Source organism: Bacteroides nordii (assembly GCF_019930665.1).
Lineage (GTDB): Bacteria > Bacteroidota > Bacteroidia > Bacteroidales > Bacteroidaceae > Bacteroides > Bacteroides nordii.
This window is the reverse complement of the sequence record NZ_CP082886.1, coordinates 3673245-3697859: the sequence shown is the minus strand read 5'-3', so window position 1 is coordinate 3697859 and position 24615 is coordinate 3673245. Positions and strand designations below refer to the sequence as shown.

Here is a 24615-nt window from a genome sequence, read left to right as displayed (position 1 = left end):
GGGCATCTTACACTGGATTTTCCAAACGGTACTTTCTTTGAAGATTGGGAATGCAGAGGGTCTGCTTTGCACAGCTCTTATCTGTATATTGGTACTTGGTTTATTGAGGCATTGGGTGGTATTCAGCGTCCGGAAGCAGGATTCAAGGAGTTCATCATAGCCCCTTGGATCAATGAAAAGGGACCGAAACAGGTACGCTCACACTACAACTCTATGTATGGTACCATCGTTTCCAACTGGGAAGTGCGGGATGGTAAACTGGATATCGAAGTGGTGATACCTGCCAATACCACGGCTCTTTTGAAGTTACCGAATGTCCGTCTGGCTTCTGTAAAAGAAGGAGGTATCGGATGGAAAGAGGCAAAGGGAGTACGTTTAGAGTCTCAACAAAAGGATACGGTTACTTTCGCATTGGAGGCAGGAACCTATCACTTTTCAGCAATGATGTGCTTCCTGCAGCACGGGGAGGTGCGTCAGGCGATGATTGAGTGAATGTAGTATAATATTACTATCTGTGTGCGTTTCGGAATGCTAAATGATGTGTTTGTAATGTGCTGATAATCAGCAATTGTATAGCTCGTTTTCCTCCCCGGAGCCGAGCAGCTTCCTCCCCGGAGCCGAAGGATCTTCTCCTCGGAGCCGAGGTACCCTCTCCCTGGAGCCGGGCATGACGTGCGGCTTCGGGGAAATGTTTTGTGTAAAATAATAATCAAACGCTTTGCCTTTTCCCAACCTCTCTCTTTACTTAATGAATTTTATTTCTTACCTTTGGGGAGTCTTAATTTCAGTAACATATGAAAAATTACATCCTTGCAGTAGCTTTGCTATTTTGTACGTTGGCGTTAAGAAGCCAGCTTGTGTACCATGATGCTTCCGCCTTTCCATTGTTGGGTAAGGCAACACAAAATTCAGCAACCCGCTATGAGAGGCTGCCCGATTCTCTAAGGAATATCTCTCGCAAGCCTGTATGGGCATTGGGCCAAAACAGTGCCGGGCTGGCACTGCGCTTCCGCTCCAATTCCACCACTATTGCCGCGAAGTGGGAAGTACTTCTCAACCGGAACATGAACCACATGACCCCGACGGGTATCAAAGGGCTCGATCTTTATTGCCTTCAGGATGGCAAGTGGGTATTTGTCAACAGCGGACGTCCGTCCGGTAAGGTAAACGAGGCGAAAATCATCTCCCATATGAAACCGGTGGAACGGGAATATATGCTGTATCTTCCACTTTACGATGGTGTGACTTCACTTTCCATTGGAGTTGATTCGCTGGCAGAGATCTCCCAACCGGAAATTAATCTTCCGATACGTGAGAAACCGGTAGTGTTTTATGGTACCAGCATCTTGCAGGGAGGCTGTGCAAGTCGTCCGGGAATGGCGCATACCAATATTATTTCCCGTTGGCTGAACCGTGAATGTATAAATTTAGGATTTAGCGGAAATGCTTTGCTCGATCTGGAAATAGCGGAGGTAATGGCTGGCGTAGATGCTTCCGTGTATGTGCTCGATTTTGTGCCCAATGCCAATGTGCAACAAATGAAGGAACGTGCCGATAAGTTTTATACAATCATCCGCAGTAGGCATCCCGATACTCCGGTTATCTTTCTGGAAGATCCGATCTTTACCCATACCCGTTTCGATCAGCGTATTGCCGAGGAAGTGGCACGGAAGAACGAAACGGTGAATGCCGTTTTTCAGTCGCTCAAAAAGCGGGGAGAGAAGAATATCTATATGATCTCATCAAAAGATATGTTAGGGCATGATGGAGAGGCTACCGTAGATGGCGTTCATTTTACCGACTTGGGGATGATGCGTTATGCCGAACTGGTCTGCCCCATCATCAAAAAGCATATCCGATAGCACCATTGCTTTTGAAGAAGGTGTGTTGAAAGCCGGATAAAGCTTCAATATGCAACTTTTAGAAACGCAGATGATCGCTGATTGACGCAGATTTAATTGAATCTTTGCGTCAATCAGCGATCATCTGTGTTTGGTTGATAACGAGTTTTACTTTTGATACCCTCTCTATTGATGGCGAACTCTTTCCTTACTTCTCCCTTCTCAATTCTCCCTTCTCCCTTTCTTTCAGCTCTTTATACCGCTCGATCGCGTGTTTGCGGCTCATCAAAATCTGCCAGCGATATACGAGGCAAGTGGTAAGGAAATAGAATCCGGTTTGCAGCCACAAGGCTTTGTATTCAAATGCTACTTCGCTAAGCGTACCTCCCATATTGTTGATGCGTACAAACCCATTAATGCCGAACGTCGACGGGAAAATATAGGAGAAGTACTTCCAGAACGGAGGGATGGCGGCTCCCGGCCAGGATATTCCCGAAATGAACAGCAGGGGAACGGAGGTGAATACGAAAACCAACATACACGTCTCCCGGTTGCGGATAGCTATGGAAGCGGTCATGGCAAAGAAGATACAGGCCGCCAGATAGGGCAGCATGAACAGTGCCAGGGTACCGGGTTGCCCGATTTGATTCAGACTGAATATGCGCGGAACTACGCAGAGTACATATACCGATACCAACGAATAAACCATGTAGTAACTCAATCCCTTTCCCATAACGATACGCAATGTTCCGTTGTAGTGCCGGTTGATGGGTACAAGATCTTTGAAACGGTTGTTCTCCCGGGCAGTTCCTGCCGAGAGACCGATACCAAGCAATAATGTCTGTTGTATCAGCAGAATCAATACGGCCGGGATCAGGAAAGCGGCAAAACCATTGGTGGGATTGAACAAGGCAACATCTTCGTACTCTATCGGATAACCGGTGATTTCGTCCTGCCGGGCAGTGGTGTTGCCCGCGCGTTCTATCTTGATGTCCCGGTTCATATCCAGAGACACGGCTGTATTGGCAAGCAGCATACTCTTGTAATAGAGCAATCCGCTCATGTCACAATAGATGCTGACTTGTGTTTGTTTGCCCCGTGCAATATCCTGGCTGAATTCCGAAGGGATATAGATGATACCATAAGCCAACCGGTCTTTCAACATCTGTTGAGCCTCTTCCATATCGGCACAGTAGGCCACAATATTGATATCCGGAGTAGCGTCTACTTTCCGCAGATACTCACGGCTTAGTGAGCTTCGCGAAGCATCCACGACAACGGCGGGAACTTCGCGTACCACTTCGTTCGTATAAATGAATCCGTAGATGAGCGGGTATACCAGTGGTACGAGTACAAAGAAGATAAGTACCCCCTGGTCACGGAAAGTAGTACGGAACTCTCGCAGCCAAATGTAAAACAGGTCGTTGATGCCTTGTTTCACTTTCTCTTTGAATGTAATATCTTTCATTAGGGTACGTATTTATAGTATATCAATGCTTCTTTCAGGCGGTGAACCACCAGGAAGGGAAGCATCATGAATATCAGTAATGCCATATAGTTGGGCCATGAATAGGCCATACTGTAACCGTTGAGTGCCTGGTCTACATAGATCAGGAAATAGTGGCGCAGTGGAAACAGGTTACTCAATGCCTGAAGAATCGGGTGCATTGCCATTACCGGGAATGAGAAGCCGGAAATGGAGAACGAGATAACTCCCCATAAGGAAGCAAAACTCAATCCGAGACGCAGCGTAGGAAGTGTACCTATCATCACCACCCCACAACATTGGGAAGCAAGCACTAGACAAAGGGTAGCCAGTATCATGGGCAGGATGCCACTATTGCACGGGAAATGCAGAAAACCATACAGGTACACATTATAGAAGATACCCATAATGAAGAATACCACCGTGTGGGGCAGTAACTTACCCGCCAATGCAATGTATATGGAGTTGTTACTCATACGCAGCCATTCACGGGCGGTGCGGTCTTTTATTTCCGTACCGATGGAGTAGACAGTGATCATGAAAATCATCAGCATGAGTACGCCGGGCACCAATGTGTTGCACAGATAGACGGAGTAGTTCAACCAGGGATTGTTCAGCGGATGTGTATCAATCACAATGGGTTGCAACAGAGCCATTGCCTGGTCTTCGGTAGCTCCTTTGGCATAAAGTACCGAACGGCCGGCAGCTCCGGCCGCCAGTTCGCTCATCATCTTCATATCTTTGAAGAGTAATGAACCGGCTATGAGGTAGGAATTGTTGGTATAGAATGAAATCTTGGGCTGACGCTGGCTTTGCGCATCTGCCGATAGTCCTTTGGGGATATAGAAGAAGCCATAAATCTTTCCTTCCTGCACGGCAATACGGGCATCGGCCACGCTTCCGTAATGTGCTACTACTGCCGTCTGTCCGAAAGCATCCAGATTACGGATCAGATTTCGGGAGGTGGCTGACTGGTCCATATCTACCGCACCTACAGGCAGGTTGGTAGGCAGCCCCGAATCCATAAGTGTAGTAAAGAATATGTAGCAGAACAGCGGTGCAATAACCATGCAAAAGAGATAAAGCGGACGTGACACGAGGCGGCGACATTCGCGCTTCATGACCAGCCACAAGGCTATGTATTTCTTTTCTCTTTCTTTCATATGAATAGTGTTCTAATTAATAATGTGTCAATTAAATAATATGCCAATATGCCAATTAAATAATATAAGTAATCGTTCATCATTATATGATACTATTATTGAAACGCAGAAACTCGCAGATTCACGCAAAACATATCATCGCTCAAGTATAGCGCAGCTATTTAATCTGCGAAAATCTGCGATTATTTGCGTTTCAATAAAACGCTGTCATAGTACGAACTAAATTTGAAGTACTACTTACCAATATATTACGCGACAGCAGTACACCTTCCTTGCCTTATTGCACAGCATCATAGCGCAGCCAATTGGCATATTGGCACATTATCCAATTGGCACATTATTCAATTATTTCTTAATAATCACCGACATGCCCGGGCGCAACCCTTCTACAATTTCCATGGGGCGGGCACGTACTTCAAAGGTCTTCAAGTCAAACTGACCGGTTGTCTTAGTTGCTTTCCAGGCTGCATAAGTACCCAGGTCTTTCATATAATCTACCTTTAGTTTGATGGCTTTGTTGTCCAGTGCAGGAACAATGGCCTCAAATTCTGCTCCCATAGTGAGGTTCTTCAACAGGTCTTCGCGTACGTTGAAGGTTACCCACATATCTTTCAGAATGGCAATGTTCATGATGGGCGCTCCGGTACCGACTAACTCACCTACTTTAGGGAATATTTCGGAAACCTCTCCAGCCGCTTGTGCAATGAGGAAAGTCTCTTTAACGTAAGACTCTACTTCTGCCACAGCTCCTTTAGCACGTTCTACAAGAGCGGCAGCAGCCATTTTATCTTCACGTTCGGCACCGTTCTTCGCCATTGTGTATTGGGCTTTTGCTGCTTTCTCTGTAGCAATAGCCGCATTACGTTGTGCAGTCACTTCATCTAATTTCTGTGCTGGCATAACTCCTTGTTCAAACAGGTTTTTAACCCGTTTGTATGATTTCTCGGCAATATCAACACCTGCCTGAGCCTTCTGCCACATTTCGTATGCAGCCTGTATTTGTTCCTGGCGTGCTCCTTTGATTGCTTTTTCATTTTGTGCCTGTGCAGCAGCTTCTGCGGCACGTGCCTGCTCCATTTTTGCAGCAATGTCCGGTGCTTCAAGAATAGCGAGGGTATCTCCCGCTTGTACGGTTTGTCCTTCCTTTACACGAAATTCAAGGATACGTCCCGGGACTTTACTCGATACACGATATTCATCTACCTCTGCCTGCCCTTGGATAATCTCCGGTCCTTTGCGGAGCACGAAGAAACCAACGACTGCAACCAATGCAATAACTCCCAACAGAGTAAGAAATGCAAGCAGCATATTGCTGTTCTGTGATTTTTGTGATGCCATTGTTATTTAGTTATTTAATTGACAATTGACAGTTGACAATTGACAGTTGCTATGCAGGTGTGCAAAACAACTCGTTTTCAACTATTGTTATTTACTTATTTAATTTACAGTTTACAGTTATTTAATTTACAGTTTACAATTGACAATCGTAAATTGATAGTTGACAGCGCAGCTAACTGTCAATTGTCAACTGTCCACTATTTAAGTGTTCCTAATGACTTCTGTAGATATATCTCCGTCAGTTTTACATCTATCTGAGCGTCTATTTTCTCTGATTGGGCAGATAGCCAGGCGGTCTGAGCTTCGAGTACATTACTGGTAGCTATAACACCCTCTTGAAATCCCAAACGGGCATAGCGCAGATTTTCGTCTGCCTTCTCCTGATTCTTTTCAGCCATTACCAGTTTCTTGGTGGCCTCGTTTACTTTAAAGGCAGCTTGGTTAACCTGTAACTCTATTTTTTCTTTCGCATCCTCCAACTGATATTGTGCGATGCGGGATTCTGCTTTTGCTGCTTTTACTTTATACATTCCCTCTCCCCAGTGCCAGATAGGTAATTGTACCATAACACCTACATTCCACATTCCTTTGAATTTATTTTCAAAACCGTTGAAGACAGAAGGGTTAGTAACCATGTAGTTTCCCATTAATGCTACCGAGGGCAGATGTTCGGCACGGGTTACGTTTATTTTCTGCTTATATATTTGAGTTGCAAGTTCCAGGCTACGTATCTCCGGACGATTGGCATAAGCAGTGGTCATGTCAAATTGTACGTTTGATTTTAGCAGCGGCAAATCTCCTATATTTTCATCAGCGAGCACGATGGGAGTAGTTAAATCAAGGCCACATAGTTGACAAAGCAACATTCTTGAAAGACTGAGTCCGTCCTCTACTTTAGTCAGTGTCATTTCGGCTTCGTTTACTTTCACACGTACAGATAATCCATCGGCTTTAGTTGCTACCCCTTCGGCAATCATCTTCTCTACATCGCTATCTAATTTCTGAAGAAGCTCCAGATATCCTTCTGCCAATTTCTTCTTATTTACCAGTGAAACCACTTGCCAGTAAGCTTGATCTGTACTTAAAATAACTTCTTGTAAGCCAGAATGGTGTTGCTGGCGCGCTAGCTCTTCAGCATATTTAGTGATTTTGTTGTAAGCACGGATTTTACCTCCCATATATAGGGGTTGTGTCAATGTAATGGCACCTGCATATACATTTCGGGTGTCAGTGCGAAAGGCATCTACCAAAGATTCTCCTGCTCCGTTGAGAGCAGGGATCATTTCGTTTCCCATTTGTGTGATGACCGGGGCGAGCTTTTGTGCTAATTCAGGGGGGAGTTGTCCTAAAACGGCTTGTCCTGCTTGTTGTAAAGGACCTCCTATACTGTTACCTAATCCTGATAACGCACCCTTTTGAGCATCATTTAATAGCGAAAACTCTTTTTGATTTCTCATGTAGGCTCCCGTTGCCGAGATATTGGGAAGGTAGTTGGTAAAAGCAGCCTTTCGCTGGTAATGTGCAGCATTTATTTTCTCATTACTGATGAGCAACTCTTTATTATTAGCCAAAGCCAATGCACGGCAACTATCTAAGTTGAGTATACTCTGTGCTTTTGTTGAAAAGAAAATGCTTAGCAGAATTGTCAGAATGAATATTTTTTTCATTGCATCTTGCGTATTATAAAGGTGATACTTCTTTTTTTACAACATAAAATTCAAGTATTTTGTTTATGAAGATTTCCTGTTTTTCTCTTGCGATTAGCAGAATATTAATTGCATAAACAACGAAACAAAAGTAGAGGCTTTCTATGAATTGACAAAATGATTTAAGTTTTTTTGAGTATAATAATAAAGATACTTCTTTTATAGGATAATAAGACGGAATTACGGAACTAATGATAGATACTATCTTTTGTGTGTTGATCTTACTCATCAAAGGATTTACTTTACTTAGTTTGCTACATTTATTTTTCAATAATCAGGTTTGGGTACAAAAAATTTAATAAAATACTTTTCTTGTTTAGTATCATTTGTTTTTGGATTGTAATATTAATATATAACCTTAAAATGAGAATTAAAATTAATATATATTGTTTTATATTGAATAATGAAGAACATGAATGAAAAAAGTTAATGGAAGAAAATTTGTATTTGGTACAAAATGTACATCTACGATTAAGGTAATAAGTATTTTGTTAACGTTAAAAAATGCCCAATGAAAAAAAATCTAAAGTACAAGATTGAACTCTTGTTGTTTTCCCTATTTCTTTTTGTTCCATTCTTTACATATGCTACAGCACAAAATGATGTAGAAATAAGTTTGGATTTTACGAATGTTTCTTTAAGTAAAGTATTGAATGAGATTGGTCGTCAAGCTTCATTACGTATCGTGTATAATACTAAAGATGTGAATCCGGACCAAATTGTTTCAGTGAAAGCAAATTATCAGAAACTGTCTTCTGTTATGGCAAATTTACTGGAAAACACTAATGTAACATTTACGGTAAAGAATGATTATCTGGTGCTTTATTCTTCTAAAGGTACTAATGCTGTAAAGGAAGATGTTCAACAGAATAAGCGTATTATTAAAGGTTTGGTTTCTGATAATTATGGAGAGCCATTGATAGGGGTAAGTGTATTAGTGAAAGGAACTGCTACGGGAACTATAACTGATATTAACGGCAATTATTCTATAGAAGTTCCGGATGATAAGGCTGTACTTGAGTTTAGTTACATAGGTTATCAAAAGGCTATATTATCAATAGCTGGTATTAGTTCTTTTGATGTTGTTTTGAAAGAAGATACTCAGGTTTTGAATGAGGTGGTTGTGACAGCTATGGGAATCACCCGCGAAGCCAAAACTCTTACTTATGCAGCACAAACGATTAAAAATGATGAAGTAACTCGTATTAAAGAAACCAATTTCATTAATTCACTTCAGGGAAAAAGTGCGGGACTTACTATAACTCCTAATAATGCGGGTGCAGGTGGTGGAGCTTCTAAAATTGTACTCCGCGGTTCCACTTCTATTCTTGGAACCAATCAGCCATTAATTGTTATTGACGGTGTACCTATGCAAGATGGTATGGGGTCCCAGGTCACTGATGGAATAGCTTATGGCGGTGGACGTAGTGGCGACGATTTACTGTCTACTATTAATCCTGAGGACATTGAAAATATGACTATTCTTAAAGGACCGAATGCTGCTGCACTTTATGGTAGTGCTGCTAATAATGGTGTGATTGTTATCACCACCAAATCTGGTGCTTCCGGTACTGTAAAAGTAGATGTTTCCAGTAGTACATCTGTTGAGACAATCGCTATGTATCCTCATACTCAGCAACTTTTTGGTATTAGTGATAATAATCAGTGGTCGGCATGGGGACCTGAAATCGGTACACGTTCGGCAGATGATGTGGCGTCTGCTCCATATCTAATGAACTCTGCCCGTAATTCTATAAAAGACTTTTTTAATTTAGGTGTAACGCTTAATAACGGTATAACGCTAAGTGGTGGTACGGAAAATTCCCGTACATATTTCTCTTATAATAATACGTATCAAACAGGACTTATTCCTAATAATGATTTCCGTCGTAACAATGTGATGCTCAAGGAGGCATTCTCTTTGTTTGATAAACGTGTCAATATCAGTACAAGTCTTAACTGGATACATCAAAAAACAAATAATGCTCCGGTAGTTGGTAAGGCTTTGAGTACGCTTTATCCATTGTATCGTACTCCTGCTGATATTGATATGCGCTATTTTAAGCATAATTATAAACATATTGGAACAAGAGCGGATAATATAGTAAGCGATCCGGAAAAAGGAAATCCTAAGTTGGCAGGACAACCTGTACAGACTTGGTATTGGTATGATCAATATTTAAATAATCCATATTGGGTAGCTAATATGTATAATGATGTACAGAAGCGTGATCGTATAATGGGGAACATCACTTTGGATGCTATCATCTGGAAAAATATAAAATATCAGACGCGGTTTAGTGTAGACTATGTACTTCAAAATAATCTGAATGAAGAATATGCAGGAATGAATCGTGTAGGCTTTGATTATGTAGGTGGTAAATATTATTCAAGTGACTCACGTACAAGTGATATTTATAACGATCATATGGTTTCCTATAACGAACGTCTGGATGATAAAGTAGATGTTAATGTAGCAGTGGGTACTAGTTTTACTCGACATTATAGTCGTAATACATCTATCACTACTAATATTGATACTTGTGGTATACCCAATGCATTTGTTCCTCAAAATAGTAAGTATAGTCGTCCCAATAATCCAAATGGTAGTGCGACATCCGCTAATGATAGTTGGAATTATTCCGATTGGAGTACAGCTGTTTTTGCAACAGCTTCTATTGGACTGTTTGATAAAGTGTACTTGGACGGTAGTTATCGTTTAGAGTGGGCACAATCATTTCAACAGTTTACTCAAGGGTCTGGATACAAGTCTTTCGATTACTATTCAGCTGGTGTTAATGTGCTTCTGGATAAATTCTTACCTCATTTAGATTGGCTTAATCAGTTAAAATGGCGTGGAAGTTGGTCTGTTGTGGGTAATCCTATACCCAACACTCTTTTTTCCCGCCAAAGTTATAATTTCAGTAATGGTACTATAAATACTCGTCCGCCATTATTTGATGATCCTAAACCTGAAACTACGACTTCTTTTGAAACAGGTCTTGATGTATGGTTATTTGATAATAAATTCAATTTTGATATTACCTATTATAATTCTACACTTCGTAATCAATTTCTTTACGTTAGTACAGCCAATGGTGAATCTAAACCTGTGAATACTGGTAAGATTCGTAATTATGGTCTTGAGTTTTCTGCAGGTTACCGTTGGAATATTAGTCATGATTGGCGTTGGCAAACAGGTTTTAATTTTGCTTGGAACGACAATCGTATTTTGGAAACTTATAAAACAGAAAGTGGAGCACCTTACATCGTAGAAATGGGAACCAATGCATTTAAGATTAAGTATATAGAAGGAGGACGTTATGGAGATATTTATGTAAACTCTTTTGCTCGTGACGAAAACGGACATATAAAAATAAACGGTGCAGGTGATTATGAGAACGCTGTACCTGTGATGGAATCTGGTAAATATGAGACTTATGTAGGTAATACCACTTCTCCTGTTACTCTTGGATGGAACAATACTTTCTCTTGGAAGAATTTTAATTTGTATTTCCTTATTGACGGACGTATTGGTGGAAAGGTTATGTCTCTTACAGAACCTGACCTTGATTTGTTCGGTCTTTCCGAACGCTCGGCTCACGATCGTTTGAAAGGTGAGCGTGTTACGCAAAACGGAAAAGAATATGTTTTAAAAGAGCTTCCTGATGGTTCTGGTAATAAGGTTCCTGTTGAGAACTATTATACTACTATTGGTGCTTATCCTATGGAAGATCATGTTTACAATGCTACCAATTTGCGTATGCGTGATATTTCTTTAAGTTATAACTTTTCTAACTTACTTGGTAAGAATACGGGATTGACTGCACAGTTTTCAATAAAGAATGCATTCTTTATTTATAAAGATTCGCCAATTGATCCAGATATCTCTGTATCAGCGGCTAATGGTTATTCTGGTATTGATTGTTATTCATTGCCAACTACACGTAGTTATGCATTGACACTAAAATTCAGCTTCTAAATAAGTATGACTTCTTAAAAATAAAATACAAAAATGAAAAAAATAATATATTCAATTGGTTTCATTGCCGGGTCTTTACTGTCAACAGGTATGTTTATCAGTTGTGGTGACCAGTTTCAGGAAGAATATCCTTGGATGATAGGCAAGCAAGAAGATATGGATAATAGCAATGAAGCGGGTGCGGGAGCCACTGATATTACTGTTCTTGAGAAAGAACTTCGTGGTGCTATTCCTTTTATGATTAATTATTCTCATGAACCTAATGGTAGTTGGGCTCCTCATAAGTATCAATATTATCGTGCCAATAGTATTGACAACTATGCCGGATATTGGACTACTTCGAAAGGTACTTTTACTTTTGGTGGTCCGCTACCTACTCTTTATACATATCCCAATGACTACCTTGGTGGTCCTATGGATAATCAGATTTTTACACAGTCCGTTAACGCTATTTTCCATGCTACAGAACTAGGGAAACCAGAATGGCGTGCTGTCGGGTTGATAATTCAAGCGTATTCTGCACATGAAATTGTCGATTTTTATGGGGCTGCTCCTTTTACTGACTGGCGTAATGTAAATCGTATTCCACCGTTGACTTATGAAAAAGGAGCTGATATTTATGATATTATTTTTAAAGATCTTGATGAGGCTATCACTATCCTTAAAGAACGACAGCCATCAAAAGCTGAATTAGAAAAGATAGAAGATCCTAATAAGACAATTTCTTATGGTGATTGGCGACGTTGGGTGAAGTTTGCTAATAGTATCAAACTTCGTATGGCTATGAATATAGTGAAGTATGATGTTGGTAAAGCCCAACAAAAAGCTGAAGAAGCAGTAGCCGATGAGATCGGTGTCTTAACCCTAAACGATGATAAAGATATAGCATACTATCCAACCAGTGAGATTTCATGTTGCTTATGGAGGATTTGTAATGAATGGCATGATCTTCGTTTGGGTGCGTCATTGGAAAATATTCTTAAACACTTTGGAAATCCACTATTGACACGTTGGTTTGATACGAATGCATATCCTATTAAAGACAAAAATTCGGGTGTGGCGGCTCCTATTGACGTATATGGGATGCGTCCTGGTATTAATATGAGAAATAATAATACTACGGGAAAAGATAAAGGTGGTTATGGCCCTTTTGCTACATTAACCGACGAATTTAAATATATGCATCAGTCTTTTTTCAAGCGTACAGAATGTTTGTTACTACGTGCCGAAGGTGCTCTAAGAGGATGGAATATGGGAGGTACTGCTAAAGATTTTTATGAAGCCGGTATTCGTCTTGCTTTAGAAGAGAATGGAGTTACTGATCAGAATACAATTAATGAATATATCAATCGGACAGAGGTTAAGGATGTAGATTATAAGGACCCGCTTAATGAAATTCATAATATTAAAGGGCGTGTGAAAGTGGATGTAAAATGGAATGATGCAGATTCTGATGAGCTGAAACTGGAAAAAATCATTACTCAGAAGTATATTGCTAATTTTCCGATGAGCGCAGAGGCATGGACTACATTCCGTCGTACGGGATATCCGCGTTTGTTCCCTGTTTTTCTTAACAATATGCCGGGAGTGGATACTGAACTTCAACTACGTCGGATTCCTTTGGTAGAAACCTCTAATAACACTCTTGAGATAGCTTCACTTGTGGAAGCCCTTGGTGGTCCTAATAACGGTGGTACGCGAGTATTTTGGGATGTGCCGACTGAACAGCGTGGGGAAACGAGTGAAGATAATGATTATCAGATAGTAATTCCAGTAAACTTTTAATAAATATATCAGATGAAACTATATAGAAACATAATATTCTTTTTGATAGCCATCCTATGTATGGGGATTTTCGTCGGATGTAATGAAGACGATACGCTTGACGGTGCAACTGAGGTATATATAACCCTTAATCCAACGGATATTATTTTGAGAGTGGGGGATACGATAAAAATATCGGCATTAGTTACTAATTTGAGTGGTGATCGCATCAATACACCGGTTGTATGGTCTGTGTTGGATGAAAAAGTTGCAAAAATACTTGGTGATACAGCAATCGTTTGTGTGTTAGGTGCACAAGGGAAAGAGACTAAACTTAAAGCGGAGCTTGTAAATGGTAAATATGCTCTTACTTCTGTGACTGTTACTACCAATCTTCCTAAAGGTATTACTCCTGTAAATGAAGAGGGGCTTGTAATTTCCTCCAAACGTAGTTATGATATTACTCATGATTCTGTATTATTTGCAGTTTCACCTAAAGAACTTCTTGAAGATTTTACACCTCAATATACAATAGAAGGGCTTGAAGAGTACAAAATTCCGATGACAATAGATAAAGAAGCGGGACTTGTGGCGATTCATTATGCTGCCCCACGTAGTGCCGGTGAAGGTAAAATTACTGTTTCGATAGGGGAACAGGCCACCGCTCAGAGTGCAAGTTGCAGTGTTCTATTAATGCCGGTGATTTATGCTACTTTCTATGGTGAAAAATATGCTGATATGCCTTATCTTGATACAAGACCTGATAAAAGTGTACTACCACAATGGTTTGCCTATACTAATGAAACGAATATGGATATAAATTCGGAAGCTACGATACGTGTGGCCATGAATATTGAAAGCGGGGCTAAGGAGGATATTGAAGCTGCTTATAAGGCATATCGTTGGGAAGTAATATCAGGTAGTTCAGTGGTAGTTACAAGAATGGAGGAAGAATTTGTTGAGAACCAAGGATTTGATGCCGTGTTGACTGTACGTTCGGGGATTGATGAAGGGGAAGCGGAATTTCATTGTATTACTCCGGATACGGTACTGGTGGCAACTTTTACAGTTCAGAATTATAAAACCCGTTATCCTGTAGATGAAATTACAGTAGATCGTTCTTCGGTTTCTATGTCTATGGGTGATGTACTTATGTTGACTACAGGAGTTGTTCCTTCTACTTCTTATGCTTACCATAAACCAAAAGTGATAGCGGAAGATCCTACGGTTGTAGAAGTAGGCAAATATGATGGAAATATGATAACTCTGAAAGGACTTAAGGTGGGTACAACAAAGCTTGTATTGACATCCAGTGACAAGACACTCGAAATACCTGTTACTATTACTGAATCCATCAAGAGTGTATTGTGGGAATCTACTAATAATCGTACTCTGTTTGTCGGCCAGTCTGTTGAGTGGGGTGTTAATGTTACTACAGTTTCAGGTGGGCCTAATCCTTATGATGTGATTTGGAAATCATTTGATCCATCCATACTTACTGCGACCCCAGTAGAAGGAAGTAGAGGTATAATTACTGCTATTGCTGAAGGTACAACTACGGTTAGGGTGGAAGTAAATGGTGTTAGATCTGATGCAGCTTCTGTTAAAGTGATTGGTTTACAGGAGAATCTGTTGTATACTTCTTCTAATACAGATTATGAAAATACCGTTGTGTATTCTGACAAAGATGATCTTGTGATATTGGTTACTCCTGAATCCGGCTATGAACTTATTATGATTACATTGGCCGGTGTGGGTAAAGATGATAACTATGATGGAACTTATTCTGTCAGTGATCACCAAACAGATATTGAAATTGATGGGGCAAAAGTAAGTGCGACTTCAGGAAGTGTGACTATTGCTTCTCGCAATGCAGATGCATTGATTTCGTTTGATCTTTCATTTGAAGTTGATAATAAAACATTTACGCTTAAAGCAGAAAATGTATTAGGAGTTCGATAACACATTGGTAGGAGGTTTGAAACTTAGATATTTTGAGCCTCCTGCTTCAATATGAACAAATATTTGAAATTACTTCCAATTTGTTTAAATTAATTATTTTTTAACTTAAAAACTATTCCCATGAAAAGAAATTTACTTTTAATTTCCGGAATTGTGGCACTTTCTTTTTCTGCCAATGCGCAGCAACTGAAAGAAGAGTACATGTTTTGGCCTAATAGCGCAGGTTTAGCTGGCTATGTGAATGATTGGACTCCCGGTACTCCTTTATTTGAAGATGAAAACTTCTACATTTCTCGTGTGAAACCTAAAGAGCGTTTTCGTAATTCTGCAACTCAGATTAATGAATCTTTAACTGAGGCTAATGACAAAAAACTTGTTTTTTGGGTTCCTGTAGGTACTGCTACCGGAGGTAATGTGAATGCACGTCCAAACGGTGTATTTGATTCAGAAGTATTTAGTACATGGTCTTATGTAACTCATTATGGTAACTGGACTTCACCTCATGGTTGGGTACCTGGTGGTTTTGCAGATGTTGCCCATAAAAATGGTGTAGGTGTATCTGGTGTTGCAAGTATTCCTAATGCAGGTATTAGTGCAAATGACGGTGCTTGGGGACAAGCTTTAAATGATCAAGTTGCTCTTGATAATGAAAAATTGGCAAAATTTCTTTATTATCATGGAGTAGATGGACTTGGTTATAATTCAGAGTTTTATGGTATGGCCAGTGCTTTACCTCTTCTTCGTACTCAACATGAATTTATTCATAAATATCTTGTTGAGCATGGTAATCAATTGGCAGAAAACTTCTGGTATGACGGAACCAATGATAATGGTGGTATAAGTTTCGATACAGGTATTGGTAATCATAATAAAGAAACATTTGGAGATGGTGAACATATACGTACATCTCTTTTCTTTAATTACAATTGGTGGAGTTCAAGAGTATTAAATTCTCTTTCCAATATTGAAACTGTTGCTCCCGGTCGTAATCCATTGGATATTTATGCCGGATTCAATATGCAGGGAGGAGATCCTTCTACTTGGACTACTCTTACTCAGTATCCGATGTCTATTGGTCTGTGGGGAGCTCATGATTACAACATGCTTTGGGCCGGACGTTCTAAAAAAGGTAGTTCGGACATGGCTAAACAGGCTACATACCAAGAGATTCTTGATATGTTTTTTACTAACGGTAATCGTAATCCGGTGAAAGAAATCGAGGTTTATAATTCACGTAGTCACTTCCCCGATGAAAAGTGGTTTGGTATGTCAGCATTTATGTCTGCACGCAGCTCTTTGAAATGGGATCTTTCTGAAGAACCGTTTGTAACATTCTTTAATCTTGGTAATGGTCGTTTCTTCAATTGGAAAGGTGAACGTCAGAATAACAATGAATGGTATAATATAGGTGTACAAGATTATCTTCCTACGTGGCGTTATTGGTTTGCTTCTTCATTCATGGGTAAAGAGACTGTGGCTAATGGATTAGATGCCCAGTTTACGTGGGATGATGCTTATGTAGGTGGTTCTTGTCTTCGTATCTTCGGATCGAGTGCCAATGAATATCTGCATCTTTTCAAAACAGAGTTTGGGTTGAAAACTAATGATGTAATTACTGTTCGTTATAAACTTGTGAATGGACAGACTGATGTTAACTTGATTTTATCTGCTAAAGGTAATGAAACAGAAATTTTGCGCGAAAGTAATCTTAAGATAATTTCTGCTTCAGACAAGGCCGATGATGAGGTTTGGGTTGAAAAGACATTTAAAGTTAGCGGTACTCTTATAGCACTTAATAATAAAGAGATCGCGATGATTGGTCTTCATTTTACGAATGCTGAAAATCTGGAACTCTATCTTGGAGAGTTTTCTATTACCCGTGGTGCAGTTACTGTTCCTTCCAAACCTGAAATTACTGTAGCGAAAGTACTTGGTAATCACTATAAAGGGGTTGATGCTAAAGTGATTTTCAATATGGCTAACAATAAAGAAACCAGTTCTCCTGTTTATAATATCGATGTAAACGCTTCTATGTTTAAGTTGTATGCACAACAAGAAGGTGGTGAACCTGTATTTATGGGTATTACTACTTCTTGGGCAGGTATGTATTATTCTATTCCTACTGACATGGAGGGAGTACAACGTATACGTCTTGGTGTGTCGGCTGTATCGGTTGATACTAAAACTGACTCTGAAATAGCATGGAGTGACTATATGGATATGGGTGACTATACTACTATGGATGATATCCAGATTAATAAAACTACAATTAAACCAGGTGAAGATTTTGAAATCTCTTATGTAGATCCTCGTCATGCTGCTGCTGACTGGAAACTTTATAATAGTGATGGTAATGTTGTGGCCCAAGCAAGTGAAACTGTTAAATTTTCTGTAGCAAATGGTATTGAAGAACTTGGCGGATATGATCTTGAGGTAATCGAGTCAAACGGTACCCGTCGTTTTAATTATTACGTACAGATTACAGGTTGGGATGTAGGTGCTTTGCCTCAAATCCAAAGCTTGACAGTTGGTAGTGAGGAAGCAGGAGAATCATCTGTTAAAATCGAAGTCGGTGATAAATTGACTCTTGGCTATACAGGTAGAAAAGCGAATGGTGCTGCATCACGTGGTGTAGAAATTGATGAAGGTTGGGTAGGTGGCCCGGTTCAACCCTTAGGAATAGGTTCTTACCAGTCATTCTCTGTGTCTGCATGGGTAAGATTTACCTCTTTACCAGGTAGTACGGCATTCTTTAGTATTGAAGACCGTACAGCTACTTGGCCTGTTAATAACTGGGGTTGGTTCTGGTCTAATATTAACTCTGAAGGTAAATTGGATTCATATACTTTCCGTAGTTCAACTGCCGGTGGTTCTGCTGAACTTAAATATGTATTCCCTGAAACTATAGTTACACCTAATGGATGGAATCACATTGTATTGACATTTGAATACAACGAGGATAGTAAATTCCGTTCTAAATTCTATCTTAACGGTATTTTGCAGGAGTCCACATGGGAGTTTGCTAATGCAAAAGGAACAACTGAAGATTGGTGCTCTATACGTTTTGCTCTTCCTTCCACCTATTGGATGGGCTTAGGTGGAGGTCGTGGATCGAATCCTACTTTCAATAATGGTATAGTGGACGAATTGCAGGTTTGGAACGGAGTTATGAGTGAAGAAGATATTCAGGCTTCTAAAGCTGGGCTTAATGCTGATAATCTTCCGGAAAATGTATTGGCTTATTGGGATTTTGATACAGATACAGATGAAAGTAACTTCTTTGCAGCGAAGGGTACTAAACCTGAAGCGAAGGCTTGTGTATTTAAAATTGCCGCAGGAGAATTGGAAGGCTCAGGAACTCAAACTCCTCAGAATCCTCTTTATATTTCCGGTACTCCGTTTATTCCCGGATCTGCATATAAGATCGAAACATTACCTACGTGGAAAACTAAACGTGCTATAATCAGTGACGCTACCGGTAATGATATTGTTGGTTCTGCTAAGCTTACTTATGCAGAGAAAGGTGATTATACTGTAACTTTGACACTTGAAAACACACTTGGATTAGATTCTAAGGATTATCCGGTATTCTCCGTTATTGATCCTACGGGAATTGAAGAAAAAGAAGCGGGTGAGCTGCATACTTATACCGTAGATGATGTTCTCTTTGTAGAATTTGCTGAAGATGGTAACTATCAGGTTGCTGTGTATAATGTTTCCGGAATGCTTGTTACCCAGAAGGCAGAGGCTATTTATGCAGGTCAAAACATGCGTATTACTCTTGGAACTAATGGAATTTACTTGATTAAAGTAATGAAAGAAGGTAAAGAGGTTCGTACAATCAAAGTTCTTAAGAATTGATTTGCTATAAGATTAGATATTATTTGTAATAAATAGAGACTGAAAACATCTCTGTTGAGTTGGACGAATTAATATTTCTAACGAGTATAAGAGCCTGGTATTATACCGGGCTCTTTCCTTTTTTACATATTAATATTTTGATAATATAGTAGTTTCCTTATTTTTTTATTTGTCGATTTAAATTCAATAGGACTATTGATTGGTAACATTACCTCTTCAAATGTTTTATATAAACACGATTGTATCATCCTTTAAAACTTACGTTTATGAAAATCACAAAAATTATGTTATTACTTTTGGTCTTTTTATGTACATCCAACCTATGGGGGCAATTGAATAAAGATTGGCCTCAAAACCTTATTACGGAAAATAGAGTCATAAAAGAGATGAAAATCTATGTATCTAATCCCAACTGGAATGGGATGTTGATTATAGAATTAGATGGAAAACCATTGTGTACGGATTATGGTCAAGGAATATTGCTGTTGACTGGTCAGAATTTAATTGAACGCACAGCAGAAATTGATGTTTATTCAGGTGGTATACTTTCAATTCGAGCTTACAGAGACGGTATAGGAAATACCAATGTAATTTCATTGATAATTCCAGAAGATGAAATAGATCCAATATTAATCGTAGAATGTACCCCTAGTACCCATCTTCCTCTAAAAGCATATTTCGGCAAATACTGATAATTGTAAGATACTTATTTGAATAAACAGGCTGTTCGGAAAGTTTTGGTGATTAATTACGGAATCATCTTGGAGCTGACTAAAAAACTTTTCTTGGAAAAAGATCTTTTATCCGCTGATATGAGAGAATTTTAAAATATATCTGGACAGCCGGGCAATATAAATATACGAATCACATTTGTCATTATATACAACGTCCCATTACATATATTGTTATTTGCAATAACATATATTGTAATGGGACGTCAAATATATTGGTATTTTCCTTACAAAATCATTTTTTGAATAAATACTTTAATTGTTTGTCATACCTTTGGCGTATGGAAAAGCATTTATTCGAGGGTGAACCGTTGTGAACCAATCATAGTACCATCTGCAAAAATATCTACGCGGTATGTACCAGCAGAGAGATACTCTTCTACATTCCAAAAAACGGTGATGGGCTGTTCTTCTCCGTTGTATTCAATATACTTTTTGATAGAGTAGGGGAGTGAACGATTTTCATATTCAAACGTATTGGCAGCGTTCTTTGTCAGCACTTCATTGTTGGGCTTGTAGATATTGATATACAATGTACGTTCACCTGTTTCTGCAGTAATGTTCTTGACAATGGTAAAACCGATAGTAAACTTTACTACATCTTTTACCTTTTTCACTTTCTTGTCACGTTTGTTCTTGGGTTCTACCCAAATATTGGTAGCATCCAGTTGAGCAGCCAGAGTTACTTTCTTATTCAGATTCTTCTTCTCTTCCGACAGATTGTTTATCTGGCGTGAAGCAGCGTTATATTTCTGTGTTACTTCAGCGATCACTTGTTTCTGTTGGTTGGTCAGTTTATTGAGTGAGTCAATCTGGTTGATATAGCCAATCATAATTTTACGTAACGAGCTTAACTCTTTTTTCAGACGGCGAATTTCAGTGGCGTTACTACTCTTGACTGTACGTAGCTCTTCAAGAAGACGCTGGGTTTTAATTTGCTCCTGCTCTAATAAGACGGACAGTGAATCATTGGATACTGTAAGTTTCAGTTCATCATATTGCTGGGCAAAACGGGTATATTCGTTTTCCAGATCCTCTTTCTCAAGAGCAAATTCTTCAACCAGTTCGCGATTATTCTGCTTTTCGGTGAACAGTAGATACGTGATGCCGACAAGAGCAATCACCAATACCGATACGGCGATAATGAGCAGGGTCTTTTTATTCATGTTTCTTTAGTTAGATGATAATTCGCCGCAAATTTAATCATTTCACTACATAGTAACACAGCGTTTCACGTAGTTTTTTCTTTTAAGAGTTTGTTTAAGTTTTCTTTTCCTGAACACGTAAGTTAATAATCGGATGAATTGTAGCTGTTATTCGGACGGAGTACGATTGGCACTCGGATGAAGTGTAACTACTGATTTAATAAAAGAGAAGTATTAGTACAACTACATATTGGCAGGAGTTGTCTCTTTAACTAAAATTATTACGGAAATATTTCTTTAATAACGATTATCGTTGTACTTTTGTCGTCGCAAAAAGATAGAACTAATTATCAACTTTTTAAAATATAAGTATTATGTCAAAAGTAACCGTAGTAGGCGCAGGTAACGTAGGTGCTACATGTGCAAATGTACTTGCTTTCAATGAAGTAGCAGACGAAGTAGTAATGCTGGACGTAAAAGAAGGCGTTTCAGAAGGTAAGGCAATGGATATGATGCAGACAGCTCAACTGTTGGGATTCGACACTACCATTGTTGGTTGCACCAATGATTATGCTCAGACTGCAAACTCTGACGTTGTTGTTATCACTTCTGGTATTCCTCGTAAACCGGGTATGACTCGCGAAGAACTGATTGGTGTGAATGCTGGTATCGTGAAATCAGTAGCTGAAAACATCCTGAAATATTCTCCTAACGCTATTATCGTAGTTATCTCTAACCCGATGGATACAATGACTTACTTGTCACTGAAAGCTTTGGGTGTACCCAAGAATCGTATCATTGGTATGGGTGGTGCTTTGGATAGCTCACGTTTCAAATATTTCTTGTCTCAGGCTTTGGGTTGCAATGCTAACGAAGTAGAAGGTATGGTTATCGGTGGTCATGGTGATACTACTATGATTCCTTTGACTCGTTTTGCTACTTACAAAGGTATGCCGGTTTCTAACTTCCTGTCAGCAGAACAGTTGGAGAAAGTTGCGGCTGACACAATGGTAGGTGGTGCTACACTGACTAAACTATTGGGTACTTCTGCATGGTATGCACCGGGTGCAGCAGGAGCATTTGTAGTGGAATCTATCATCCGTGATCAGAAGAAGATGATTCCTTGCTCTGTAGCTTTGGAAGGTGAATATGGGGAAAACGATCTTTGCTGTGGAGTACCTGTAATTCTGGGTAAGAACGGTATCGAGAAAATCGTGGAACTTCCGTTGAACGAAGAAGAAATGGCTAAGTTCAAAGCAAGTGCTGAGGCTGTTCGCAAAACAAATGCAGCTTTGAAAGAAGTAGGTGCTCTTTAATAAAGAAGGGGTTATATACTTGAAATAATAAAAAGGACGGTTCTTCTGTAAGGGGGGAATCGTCCTTTTTCTGTCTGGTCTTTTGCTTTTAAAACCCTATTTGTAATCCAGCTGAAATATAATCAATACTAAGAAGAGTTACCTGAATTTAAGGAATAAATTTACTTAACTTTCCACAATGGGTTATTGTTAATTTATGCATAGCTCTTGTCACTGCTACATAAAGCATACTTTTATCAATTGCCGAACAATAGTTTCTATCATTCATCTGTGGTATAATAACTTCGTCAAACTCCAGTCCTTTCGCCATGTGCGACGAAGTGATGAGGATACCTTTTACAAAAGCCGAACTTTGGTTCGACAGGAAATAAACATTTTCTATGTATGTCTGAAGTTTTTCTGCAAGGGATTTTGCCTGAACTTCTGTTTTACATACAATCCCAAGTGATTTATAATTTGATTTCTTAAAAGTGAATATTAAATCTGTAATACCGGATATCTCTTCTTCTGTATTTCTGTATTGAAGAATCACTGGTTGTTTACCATGTCTTACGATAGGTTCTAACTCTTCATTGAGCAGAATTTTTTGTGCAAAACAGGTAATTTCAAAAGTAGAACGATAACTTTTGCATAGTTTCATCACCTCTCCCGTTGTAAATACTCTTTGAATCATATCAGCAGTGGATGAGCCATAGGGATTGACTGATTGGGATGCATCACCCAGAATCGTCTTCCGGCAAGGATAAAGTTTTTGAATGACTTTATACTGTATAGGAGAATAATCTTGCATTTCGTCTATCAGGATATGCTTGACATGACTGTGAGTTTTTTTTCCCTCCAATGCTATATGTAGGTATGCTAAAGGAGCTAAATCAGAATATTCCAACGTATGACTTTTGCGCATCCTTAACATTTCGCTTTTTCCTGCCCATTCAAAAAAGTTCTTATAGACCTGAATATCATTATTGCCGGCAAACATTTTTCTTACTTCTTTTTTCAACAGATTTTTCTCTGCGGTAGTAACTGTAAAATTGTATTTGATTGTCATCATTTCCAGAATATAATCGGTCATCGTCTCAAAACGTTGGCGCATTGGGTAGCGGCTGAATCGCCTGAATTGTTCATCAATAAATTCGGCCGGAATAGTGATGTGTCTGGTTAGTTTTACGTCTGTTGCTCTGAAATAGTTATTTTCCATATATAGAATAAACTTATCGAGGAGTGAGATGAAATCAAATGAAGCCTTATACTGTATCCTTTCGATAAATCCTTCTGTAGGCTTTTCAAGTAATTCTGTTACTTGTTCAAAGAAGTTCTGGTATTTATATTTGTGACCGAGTACATCCGAAAGAATATATTCCATACTGGTTTCGGGAACAGTCTCCTCACCAAGTTCCGGGAGTACATTAGAGATGTAATCGGTAAAAACTTTGTTGGGCGAAACCACCAATATGTTTTTGGAGGAAATATCTCCTTTCAGTGTATAAAGAAGATAAGCGATGCGATGTAAGGCGATGGAGGTTTTACCCGATCCGGCAACTCCTTGTATGATAAGTACGTGTGCATCTTCATTACGAATAATGCGGTTCTGTTCCCGCTGAATGGTTGTGACAATGTTTTTCATTTTATCATCAGCGTTCGAACTTAGTTCTTTCTGTAAAATATCGTCATGTACAGTCAGAGAGCTTTCAAGCATATATTCCATTTTGCCATTACGGATATGGTACTGACGTTTCAGTAAAATCTCTCCGCTTATTTCACCCAAAGGGGATGAATATGTAGCTTTCCCCAGTTCATTGTCGTAAAACATGCCTGCGATGGGAGCTCTCCAGTCATATATCCGGTTTATCTTTTTGTTGGTGTCATAAAATGTGTGTATTCCTATATAAACCGGTATTGTCGTCTGGCTTTTCTTCCTTTCTTCTTTAAAATCTATCCGGCCGAAGTAAGGACTGTCTACTATTTTATTCAGTCTTTTGCGCTTGTCAATCACATTTTCACCCAATGCAAAATGATTTAAGATACTTTCTCTCATAGAACGAATTTCATGTGGATCAATATCTTTATTTGACCATAAATACTCTTTGTACTCTTGTAGTGTATCTACGTGTTCTTTCACTGATACACTCGTATTATTAATCACGTCGTTGAGGGTATTAATTATCTCCTGCAAATATTCTTTCTCTTGCTCTTCTGTTTTATTAAATACCATAACTCTTTCATTATTATATTAAAACGGTCTGAAAAGACAGCAAAGTTAGTTCATTCCATTGGGGCGATAAATAGTTATTTATAGCTATATATCCAGCCTTTTTTCTAC

14 protein-coding genes are annotated in these 24615 nt (G+C 39.2%); 8 read left to right on the top strand and 6 right to left on the bottom strand.

Features of this window, described 5'->3' with window-relative positions; translation table 11 throughout:
* Window positions 1-66: 66 nt before the first annotated feature.
* Together K8P02_RS14670 and K8P02_RS14665 are read left to right on the top strand one after the other, a co-directional pair.
* The gene (locus tag K8P02_RS14670; protein WP_025867474.1) at window positions 67-492 is read left to right on the top strand and encodes an alpha-L-rhamnosidase C-terminal domain-containing protein; all 426 of its coding nucleotides are present in this window, start codon (window positions 67-69) and stop codon (window positions 490-492) included.
* Between the two features lie 302 nt (window positions 493-794).
* Window positions 795-1862, top strand: coding sequence for an SGNH/GDSL hydrolase family protein (locus K8P02_RS14665; RefSeq protein ID WP_223381443.1), 1068 nt, complete (start codon window positions 795-797; stop codon window positions 1860-1862).
* 187 nt (window positions 1863-2049) lie between these two features.
* Here K8P02_RS14665 and K8P02_RS14660 read toward each other — a convergent pair whose 3' ends face one another.
* The 4 genes from K8P02_RS14660 to K8P02_RS14645 all read right to left on the bottom strand — a co-directional run bounded on the left by K8P02_RS14660 (window position 2050) and on the right by K8P02_RS14645 (window position 7495).
* The gene (locus K8P02_RS14660) at window positions 2050-3309 is read right to left on the bottom strand and encodes an ABC transporter permease (RefSeq protein WP_002562225.1); all 1260 of its coding nucleotides are present in this window, start codon (window positions 3307-3309) and stop codon (window positions 2050-2052) included.
* A complete protein-coding gene (locus K8P02_RS14655) occupies window positions 3309-4490 on the bottom strand; it encodes an ABC transporter permease (protein WP_025867475.1) in 1182 nt (393 codons plus the stop codon). The genes K8P02_RS14660 and K8P02_RS14655 overlap by 1 nt, the downstream gene beginning before the upstream one ends.
* Window positions 4491-4835: 345 nt before the next feature.
* Window positions 4836-5828, bottom strand: coding sequence for an HlyD family secretion protein (locus tag K8P02_RS14650; RefSeq protein WP_025867476.1), 993 nt, complete (start codon window positions 5826-5828; stop codon window positions 4836-4838).
* A 197-nt stretch (window positions 5829-6025) separates the two neighbouring features.
* Window positions 6026-7495 carry a TolC family protein gene (locus K8P02_RS14645; protein WP_025867477.1) on the bottom strand — a complete coding sequence of 490 codons (1470 nt, stop codon included), beginning with the start codon at window positions 7493-7495 and terminating at the stop codon, window positions 6026-6028.
* 550 nt (window positions 7496-8045) lie between these two features.
* Here K8P02_RS14645 and K8P02_RS14640 point away from each other — a divergent pair.
* The 5 genes from K8P02_RS14640 (at window position 8046) to K8P02_RS14620 (ending at window position 19795) form a co-directional block, all read left to right on the top strand.
* Window positions 8046-11516, top strand: coding sequence for a SusC/RagA family TonB-linked outer membrane protein (locus K8P02_RS14640; RefSeq protein ID WP_025867479.1), 3471 nt, complete (start codon window positions 8046-8048; stop codon window positions 11514-11516).
* Between the two features lie 33 nt (window positions 11517-11549).
* Window positions 11550-13301: a SusD/RagB family nutrient-binding outer membrane lipoprotein gene (locus K8P02_RS14635; RefSeq protein ID WP_025867480.1), complete on the top strand. Its 1752-nt coding sequence runs from the start codon at window positions 11550-11552 to the stop codon at window positions 13299-13301.
* A gap of 12 nt (window positions 13302-13313) precedes the next feature.
* Window positions 13314-15242 (top strand): hypothetical protein, encoded by a 1929-nt coding sequence (locus tag K8P02_RS14630; RefSeq protein WP_025867481.1) that lies wholly within the window; start codon window positions 13314-13316, stop codon window positions 15240-15242.
* A 120-nt stretch (window positions 15243-15362) separates the two neighbouring features.
* Window positions 15363-19103, top strand: coding sequence for a LamG-like jellyroll fold domain-containing protein (locus K8P02_RS14625; protein WP_223381441.1), 3741 nt, complete (start codon window positions 15363-15365; stop codon window positions 19101-19103).
* A gap of 266 nt (window positions 19104-19369) precedes the next feature.
* On the top strand, window positions 19370-19795 hold the full coding sequence (locus K8P02_RS14620; RefSeq protein ID WP_025867482.1) for a hypothetical protein: 426 nt from the start codon (window positions 19370-19372) through the stop codon (window positions 19793-19795).
* 332 nt (window positions 19796-20127) lie between these two features.
* On the opposite strand, the gene K8P02_RS14615 is transcribed toward K8P02_RS14620, so the two are convergent.
* The gene (locus tag K8P02_RS14615; protein ID WP_002562212.1) at window positions 20128-21000 is read right to left on the bottom strand and encodes a hypothetical protein; all 873 of its coding nucleotides are present in this window, start codon (window positions 20998-21000) and stop codon (window positions 20128-20130) included.
* A gap of 353 nt (window positions 21001-21353) precedes the next feature.
* On the opposite strand from K8P02_RS14615, the gene mdh reads away from it, so the two are divergent.
* Window positions 21354-22295 carry a malate dehydrogenase gene (gene mdh / locus K8P02_RS14610; protein WP_002562211.1) on the top strand — a complete coding sequence of 314 codons (942 nt, stop codon included), beginning with the start codon at window positions 21354-21356 and terminating at the stop codon, window positions 22293-22295.
* Between the two features lie 148 nt (window positions 22296-22443).
* Here mdh and K8P02_RS14605 read toward each other — a convergent pair whose 3' ends face one another.
* The gene (locus tag K8P02_RS14605; RefSeq protein ID WP_025867483.1) at window positions 22444-24507 is read right to left on the bottom strand and encodes a HelD family protein; all 2064 of its coding nucleotides are present in this window, start codon (window positions 24505-24507) and stop codon (window positions 22444-22446) included.
* Between the last annotated feature and the right edge of the window lie 108 nt (window positions 24508-24615).